Source organism: Agromyces binzhouensis (genome assembly GCF_004135055.1).
GTDB lineage: Bacteria > Actinomycetota > Actinomycetes > Actinomycetales > Microbacteriaceae > Agromyces > Agromyces binzhouensis.
The window spans coordinates 1-7,450 of the sequence record NZ_SDPL01000124.1 but is presented as its reverse complement, the minus strand read 5'-3'; the positions used below and the strand labels follow the sequence as shown (position 1 = coordinate 7,450).

Here is a 7,450-nt window from a genome sequence, read left to right as displayed (position 1 = left end):
GTCCGGCGACCTCGACGGCGGCGAGGCCTGATGGCCGCGCGCGCCCCGCGGGTCGTCGCCGAACTCGGCCGCCCCGAGACCCCGCAGGAGACGGCCGACCGCCGGGCCGAGCAGTCCCGCAAGCACCGCGAACGGCAGACGCTGCGGAACCTCGTCGGCTCGCTCCTGGCGTGCGTGGCGGTCGTCGCGCTCATCGTCCTGCTGGTCCCGCGCAGCGACACCCCGATCGAACGCGACATCGACGTGGCCGCGGTCGCCGCGCAGGCGCAGGTCGGCATCGACCCGCCGCTCGCCGTGCCCGACCTGCCCTCCGGGTGGCAGTCGAACGCCGCAGAGCTCCGCACGCGCGACGCCGACGGCATCACCTCGTGGTACGCGGGCTACCTCACGCCGAGCGACGAGTACGCGGGGCTGTACCAGGGGCTCGGTGCGAACCCGACCTGGACCGCCGAGCTGCTGAAGAACACGATCGCCACCGGCGTCGTCACGATCGACGGGGTCGAGTGGACCGTCTACGACAACCGCGAGACCGACGCCGACGTCGGCAACGCGCGCTACGGGCTCGTGACCGAGGCGGGCGAGAGCACGTTCGTGCTGCTCGGCACCGCCACCCCCGAGGAGTTCGAGACCCTCGTCGGCGCACTCGCGCCGACGATCGACGCACAGCGCTGAGAGGAGCGGCCGTGAGCAAGTCCGCACCCGCACGACCGACCACCCCCGCCGAGACGTGGCGCGAGCTGCGCGCCGGCAATGCCCGGTTCGTGGCCGGAACGCCCCTGCACCCCCGACAGGACGTCGACCGCCGCACCGAGCTCGCGAACCACCAGCGCCCGCTCGTCGCCATCTTCGGCTGCAGCGACTCGCGCCTGTCCGCCGAGATCATCTTCGACGTCGGCCTCGGGGACGCATTCGTGGTCCGCAACGCCGGACAGGTGCCCTCGGACTCGGTGCTCGGCTCGCTCGAGTACGCCGTCGCCGTCCTCGGCGTGCCGCTCATCCTCGTGCTCGGCCACGACGAGTGCGGTGCGGTGCGGGCCGCGATCGACTCGCAGGCCGAGGACGCCGCACCGCTGCCCGCTCACATCCGGGGCATCGTCGACGAGATCGTGCCCGCCGTGCGCAAGGTCGCCGGGGTCGACGACGGGCCGATCGCGCCCGACGACCTCGACGCCGGGTACGTCGGGCGCGAGCACCTCCGCAACGCCGTGTCGCAGCTCCTCGAGCGCTCCGAGGTGATCAGCGACGCGATCGCAGCGGGTACGCTGGCTGTCGTCGGCGCGAACTACCGCCTGCTCGAGGGCCGCGCCGAGACCGACGTCGTCGTCGGTCGCATCTGACGCCGCCGGCGGCATCCCACCGCCGCGCCGCACGTTCCGAATCGAAGGGGAGCACACCGTGGTGGACAACGCCGCCGACTACCGGATCGAACACGACACGATGGGCGAGGTGCGGGTCCCCGCAGCCGCGCTCTATCGCGCCCAGACCCAGCGCGCGGTCGAGAACTTCCCGATCTCGGGCTCCGGTCTCGAGCCCGCCCAGATCGCGGCGCTCGCCCGCATCAAGAAGTCCGCGGCGCTCGCCAACGCCCGCCTCGGGGTCCTCGACCACCAGCTCGCGCAGGCGATCGCCGACGCCGCCGACGAGGTCATCGCGGGAACGCACGGCTTCACCGAGCACTTCCCGGTCGACGTGTACCAGACCGGCTCCGGCACGTCCTCGAACATGAACATGAACGAGGTGCTGGCGACGATCGCGACGCAGAAGCTCGGCAGCGCGGTGCACCCGAACGACCACGTCAACGCCTCGCAGTCCTCGAACGACGTCTTCCCCACCTCGGTCCACATCGCCGTGACCGCCGCGCTCATCGACGACCTCATCCCGGCGCTCGATCACCTCGCGGTGGCCCTCGAGGCCAAGGCGGAGGCGTGGTCCGACGTCGTCAAGGCCGGCCGTACGCACCTCATGGACGCGACGCCCGTCACGCTCGGGCAGGAGTTCGGCGGCTACGCCCGGCAGATCCGCCTCGGCATCGAGCGCGTCCGCACGGCGCTCCCCCGGGTGGCCGAGGTGCCGCTCGGCGGAACCGCGGTCGGCACGGGCATCAACACGCCGGCGGGCTTCCCCCAGCTCGTGATCGAGCTGCTCCAGCAGGAGACCGAGCTGCCGATCACCGAGGCCGCCGACCACTTCGAGGCGCAGGCCAACCGCGACGGCCTGGTCGACGCGTCGGGCGCGCTGCGCACGATCGCCGTGAGCCTCACCAAGATCTGCAACGACCTGCGCTGGATGGGCTCGGGCCCGAACACCGGGCTCGGCGAGCTGTTCATCCCCGACCTGCAGCCCGGCTCGTCGATCATGCCCGGCAAGGTCAACCCCGTCGTGCCGGAGGCCGTCCTCATGGTCGCCTCGCGCGTGGTCGGCAACGATGCCACGATCGCCTGGGCCGGCGCCTCCGGGTCGTTCGAGCTCAACGTGCAGATCCCGGTGATGGGCACCGCACTCCTCGAGTCGATCCGCCTGCTCTCGAGCTCCGTGCGGGTGCTCGCAGACAAGACCGTCGACGGCCTCCGGGTCAACGAGGCGCGCACGACGGCGCTCGCCGGCATGTCGCCCTCGATCGTCACGCCCCTCAACAAGGCCATCGGCTACGAGGCCGCGGCGAAGATCGCCAAGCACTCGGTGGCCAAGGGCATCACGGTCCGCGAGGCCGTGATCGAACTCGGTCACGTCGAGCGCGGAGACCTGACGGAGGCCGAGCTCGACGTCGCGCTCGACCTGCTCTCGATGACGCGTCCGCCGCAGCAGGGCTGAGCCCGAGGCGTCCGCTCGCAGGAGTCGACGACGGCCCCGGAACCTCGCGGTTCCGGGGCCGTCGTTCGTCCGGTCGGTGGGTGTCAGGCCAGGTCGGCGCCGTCGAGCATCTCGGAGACGAGCGCGGCGATCGCGGACCGCTCCGACCGGGTGAGCGTGATGTGGGCGAAGAGCGGATGTCCCTTCAGCGTCTCGATCACGCTCGCGACGCCGTCGTGGCGGCCGACGCGGAGGTTGTCGCGCTGCGCGACGTCGTGCGTGAGCACGACGCGCGAGTTCTGCCCGACGCGACTGAGGACGGTGAGCAGGACGTTCCGCTCGAGCGACTGCGCCTCGTCGACGATCACGTAGGCGTCGTGGAGCGACCGGCCTCGGATGTGCGTGAGCGGCAGCACCTCGAGGATGCCGCGGTCGACGACCTCGTCGAGGACGTTGTCGGAGACGAGCGCGCCGAGCGTGTCGAACACCGCCTGCGCCCACGGGTTCATCTTCTCGCCCTGGTCGCCGGGCAGGTAGCCGAGCTCCTGGCCGCCCACTGCGTACAGCGGTCGGAAGACCATGATCTTCTTGTGCTGCTGCCGTTCGAGCACGGCCTCGAGTCCCGCGCAGAGCGCGAGCGCCGACTTGCCGGTTCCCGCACGGCCGCCGAGCGAGACGATCCCGACCTCGGGATCGAGCAGGAGGTCGATGGCCAGGCGCTGCTCGGCCGAACGGCCGTGCACGCCGAACGCCTCGCGATCGCCGCGGACCAGCCGCACCTCCCGGTCGCCGACCACGCGCGCGAGCGCCGACCCGCGATCGGAGTGGATCACGAGGCCGGTGTTCACCGGCATGCCCGCGACGGCCGCCGTCTCGAGCTGCTCGTGCTCGTAGAGCTTGGCCATGTCGTTCGAGCCGAGGTCGACCTCGGCCATGCCGGTCCAGCCGGAGTCGACGGCGAGCTCGGCGCGGTACTCCTGGGCGTCGAGGCCGATCGAGGCGGCCTTGATGCGCAGCGGCAGGTCCTTCGAGACGACGGTCACGGCGACGCCGTCGTTCGACAGGTTCATCGCGCACGCGAGGATGCGCGAGTCGTTGTCGGCCAGCTGAAGCCCGCTGGGCAGCACCGACAGGCTCGAGTGGTTCAGCTCGACCCGGAGGGACCCCCCGTCGCCGACCGGGATCGGGAAGTCGAGTCGCTCGTGCTGCACGCGGAGGTCGTCGAGCAGCCGCAGCGCGGCCCGGGCGAAGTACCCGATCTCGGGGTCGTTGCGCTTGGCCTCGAGCTCCGTGATGACCACGACCGGCAGCACCACGGGATGCTCCGCGAATCGGAACAGGGCGCGCGGGTCCGAGAGCAGGACCGACGTGTCCAGCACGTAGGTCCGTTCGTCCTGCGCGGCACCCCCGGGAGACGCCGCACCGGGACGACGCTGGTGCTGCGCGTCCGGCTCGACCGGTCCGAGGGGCTTGATGGGATCGACAGAGGTCACGACCGCTCCTGCCCCGAGCTCTCGCTCGGCTCACGCGCCGGCCGGCGATCCTCCCACGAGCGGTTCACGAGCCGACTCGACCGGGCGCCTTGCCCGATGTCCTGACGGTACGTCCGACCGGCGACATCCGCAGATTCGACACGCGGCGCGACATCCGCTGTTCACAATCGGGGGTCAGTACGCCGCCGCGGTGTTGAACGAGACGAAGGCGCCGCGCAGCATCTCGATGGTCTCCTCGTCGAGCGCTGCGTGCACGCTGAGGCGCACGGTTCCGAGTCGGGTCGTCGTGGTGAGCCCGTGGTTGTGCAGCGACGCGGTGAGCACGGTGACCTGCTCGGGTTCGGGCTCGAGCACGACGATGCCGGCGCGCTCGCGCTCGTCGCGAGAACTGACCACCGGGACCGCGAACTCGTCGGCGAGGTCGATCACGCGGCTGACGTTCTCGGCCATGCGGGCGTTGACCGCCTCGACGCCGACCTCGGCGATCTCCTCGAGCGCAGCGGCGAAGCGGGCGGCGGCGACCGGGTCGGGATTCGACACGCGGAAGGCCCGAGCACCGGGCGCGGGCGGCGGCACCTCGTCCCACACCTCGTCGTCGACCGTGCCGGTGTAGCCCGAGAAGACGGGCGTGAGCCGCTCGGCCGCGCGCTCGGAGAGGGCCATGACGCCAGTGCCCCAGCCGGCCCGGCACCACTTCTGCCCGCCCGTCACGACGACGTCGGCGGCATCCCACGGCGCATCGACGATGCCGAAGCCCTGGATCGCGTCGACGATGAGCAACCGGTCGCCGATCACCTGCCGGATGCCCTCGAGGTCGCAGAGGTACCCGGTGCGGCTGTCGACGAGGCTCACGGCGACCGCCGCGACGTTCGCCTCGAGCTGGTCGCGGATCAGGCCCGGCGTCACCTTGCCGTGGTCGGTCTCGAGCCAGGCGGGCTGCACCGAGTGCAGGGCCTCGTTCGCCCGCACCGCGGCGATCGGCACGCTCGGGAACTCCGCCGGCGAGAGCAGCACCGTGCCGGTGAGCCCGAACATCGCATGCATGAGCCCGGTCGTGGTGTTCGGGATCGCGACGATGCGGTCGGCGGCGATCCCGGTCAGGGCGGATGCCGCGTCGCGGAGCCTGCGGTCCTGGTCGCGGAACGCGTCCATGCTCCCGTGACGGGCGCGCTCGAGCACCTGCGTGAACGCCAGGGCCTCCTCGGCCGCGACGCGCGCCAGCGGACCGACGCGTGCGTAGTCGAGGTAGCCGGGCTCCTCGCCGAACCCGGCCAGGTAGTCGTCCATGCTCACGTGCGGTGCCCCCTTCTCCGAGGCATATCCTGACAGACTCCTGATGGGATCGTGAGCGTCGTCAACCGCCGTACCGCCGGTGTCGGCGGGTGTAGTCGCGGACGGCGCGCAGGAAGTCGACCTCGCGGAGGTCGGGGCCGAGCGCCTCGACGAAGTAGAACTCGCTGTGCGCGGCCTGCCACAGCATGAAGTCGCTGAGGCGCTGCTCGCCCGAGGTGCGGATCACGAGGTCGGGGTCGGGCTGGCCGCCGGTGTAGAGGTGCTCCCCGATGAGCTCCGGCGTGAGCGATTCCGCGAGGTCCTCGAGGCTCCGTCCCTCGGCATGGTGGGATGCCACGATCGAGCGCATCGCATCGGTGATCTCGCGACGCCCTCCGTAGCCGACGGCGAGATTCACGTGGAGGCCCTTCTTGCCCTCCGTCCGATGCTCCGCGGCGTCGAGCGCGGCGACGAGCGGCACCGGGAGTCCGGCGTCCGATCCGACGTGCTGGACACGCCAGTCGCGGTAGTGGCTGAGCTCCTCGGCGAGTTCGGCGATGATCTCGATGAGGTCGGCGAGCTCCTCGGACGTGCGATTGCCCAGGTTGTCGGACGAGAGCAGGTAGAGGGTCACCACCGAGATGCCCAGGTCGTCGCACCACTCGAGGAACTCCCGCATCTTCGCGGCGCCGGCACGGTGGCCGTGCACGGCGGAGTCGTAGCCCAGCTGCCTCGCCCACCGACGGTTGCCGTCGATGATCATCGCCACGTGTCGTGGCAGTTCCGCCTCGTCGAGTTCCCGGCGGAGCCGATTCTGGTAGAGCCGATAGAGAAGGCCGCGACCGGGGCGCTGATCGCTCGTCTGCACCCGACCACGCTACTCCCCTGCGCGCGTTCGGACACTCACAGCAGGCCGTGATGAGGCTCCCCCTACGCTGTCAGCATGACCCAACGCGAACCCGAGGACGTCGCCGAGCACCTGCACCGACCGGCGGCCGAACTCGATCGCGCCGACGCTGCGGTCGCCGCCGACGAGCGCCTCGGCCCCGACATCCCGAACCTCCCCCTCATCGACGCCTCCCCGGAGCATCCGGCCGACGTCAAGCCGACGTGGCGAGGGTGGATCCATGCCGCCACCTTCCCGGTCACCATCGTGGCCGGCATCGTGCTCATCGCCGTCGCCGACGGCGCGCCCGCGAAGTGGGCGTCGGCGGTCTTCGTGCTCACGTCGATGCTGCTCTTCGGCAACTCGGCGCTGTACCACCGGTTCGACTGGAAGCCGCGCACGAAGGTGATCCTGAAGCGCGTCGACCACGCGAACATCTTCCTGCTCATCGCGGGCACCTACACGCCGCTGGCGATCCTGGCGCTGCCGCCGGAGAAGGGCTGGCTGCTGCTCGGCCTGGTCTGGGCGGGCGCGCTCGTCGGCATCGCGTTCCGGGTGTTCTGGATCGGCGCACCGCGCTGGCTGTACGTGCCGATCTACATCCTGCTCGGCTGGGCCGCCGTGATGTACCTCGGCGACCTGCTGGAGGCCAGCGTGGCGATGATGGTGCTCGTCATCGTCGGCGGTCTGCTCTACACCGGCGGCGCGATCGTCTACGGGCTCAAGAAGCCGAACCCGTGGCCCGGCCACTTCGGCTTCCACGAGATCTTCCACGTCTGCACGGTGCTCGCGTTCATGTGCCACTGGACGGCGACCCTGCTCATCGCGATCGACCCCGTCTACCACACGGGCTGACCGGCGGACCGCGTCGACCCGGCCGGACCGCGGGTCCGGCGCGAGGCTGCTACCGCTCGTCCCGCTCCGCCGGCGGAGCATCGGATGCGGGGGCGTCCGCCTGCGACGCATCCGCGTCCTCGACCGGCGTGTCGCCGCCGACCGCGGCCTCGGC

General features: G+C 71.2%; 7 protein-coding genes. 4 read left to right on the top strand and 3 right to left on the bottom strand.

Annotated elements, in window-relative coordinates; all coding sequences use genetic code 11:
• The 3 genes from ESO86_RS08035 to ESO86_RS08025 form a co-directional block, all read left to right on the top strand.
• The coding region (locus tag ESO86_RS08035) for a DUF4245 family protein (protein ID WP_207207062.1) at positions 1-672 on the top strand (672 nt) is incomplete at its 5' end.
• Positions 673-683: 11 nt separating this feature from the next.
• Complete coding sequence (locus ESO86_RS08030) at positions 684-1,337, top strand: carbonic anhydrase (protein ID WP_207207061.1); 654 nt, start codon at positions 684-686, stop codon at positions 1,335-1,337.
• 58 nt (positions 1,338-1,395) lie between these two features.
• Positions 1,396-2,811, top strand: coding sequence for a class II fumarate hydratase (locus ESO86_RS08025; protein ID WP_129234428.1), 1,416 nt, complete (start codon positions 1,396-1,398; stop codon positions 2,809-2,811).
• Between the two features lie 83 nt (positions 2,812-2,894).
• Here ESO86_RS08025 and ESO86_RS08020 read toward each other — a convergent pair whose 3' ends face one another.
• From ESO86_RS08020 to ESO86_RS08010, 3 genes are all read right to left on the bottom strand, one after another.
• Complete coding sequence (locus ESO86_RS08020) at positions 2,895-4,283, bottom strand: RNA 5'-3' helicase PhoH2 (RefSeq protein ID WP_242492272.1); 1,389 nt, start codon at positions 4,281-4,283, stop codon at positions 2,895-2,897.
• A 174-nt stretch (positions 4,284-4,457) separates the two neighbouring features.
• Positions 4,458-5,570, bottom strand: coding sequence for an aminotransferase class V-fold PLP-dependent enzyme (locus ESO86_RS08015; RefSeq protein WP_129234430.1), 1,113 nt, complete (start codon positions 5,568-5,570; stop codon positions 4,458-4,460).
• A 67-nt stretch (positions 5,571-5,637) separates the two neighbouring features.
• Positions 5,638-6,423 (bottom strand): isoprenyl transferase, encoded by a 786-nt coding sequence (locus tag ESO86_RS08010; protein WP_129234427.1) that lies wholly within the window; start codon positions 6,421-6,423, stop codon positions 5,638-5,640.
• A 75-nt stretch (positions 6,424-6,498) separates the two neighbouring features.
• On the opposite strand from ESO86_RS08010, the gene trhA reads away from it, so the two are divergent.
• The gene (gene trhA / locus ESO86_RS08005) at positions 6,499-7,296 is read left to right on the top strand and encodes a PAQR family membrane homeostasis protein TrhA (protein ID WP_129234426.1); all 798 of its coding nucleotides are present in this window, start codon (positions 6,499-6,501) and stop codon (positions 7,294-7,296) included.
• Positions 7,297-7,450 lie beyond the last annotated feature (154 nt).

Coding starts and splice junctions, on each gene's coding strand:
- ESO86_RS08015 (WP_129234430.1), bottom strand. CDS start 5,570: ATGGACGACTACCTGGCCGGGTTCGGCGAGGAGCCCGGCTACCTCGAC.
- trhA (WP_129234426.1), top strand. CDS start 6,499: ATGACCCAACGCGAACCCGAGGACGTCGCCGAGCACCTGCACCGACCG.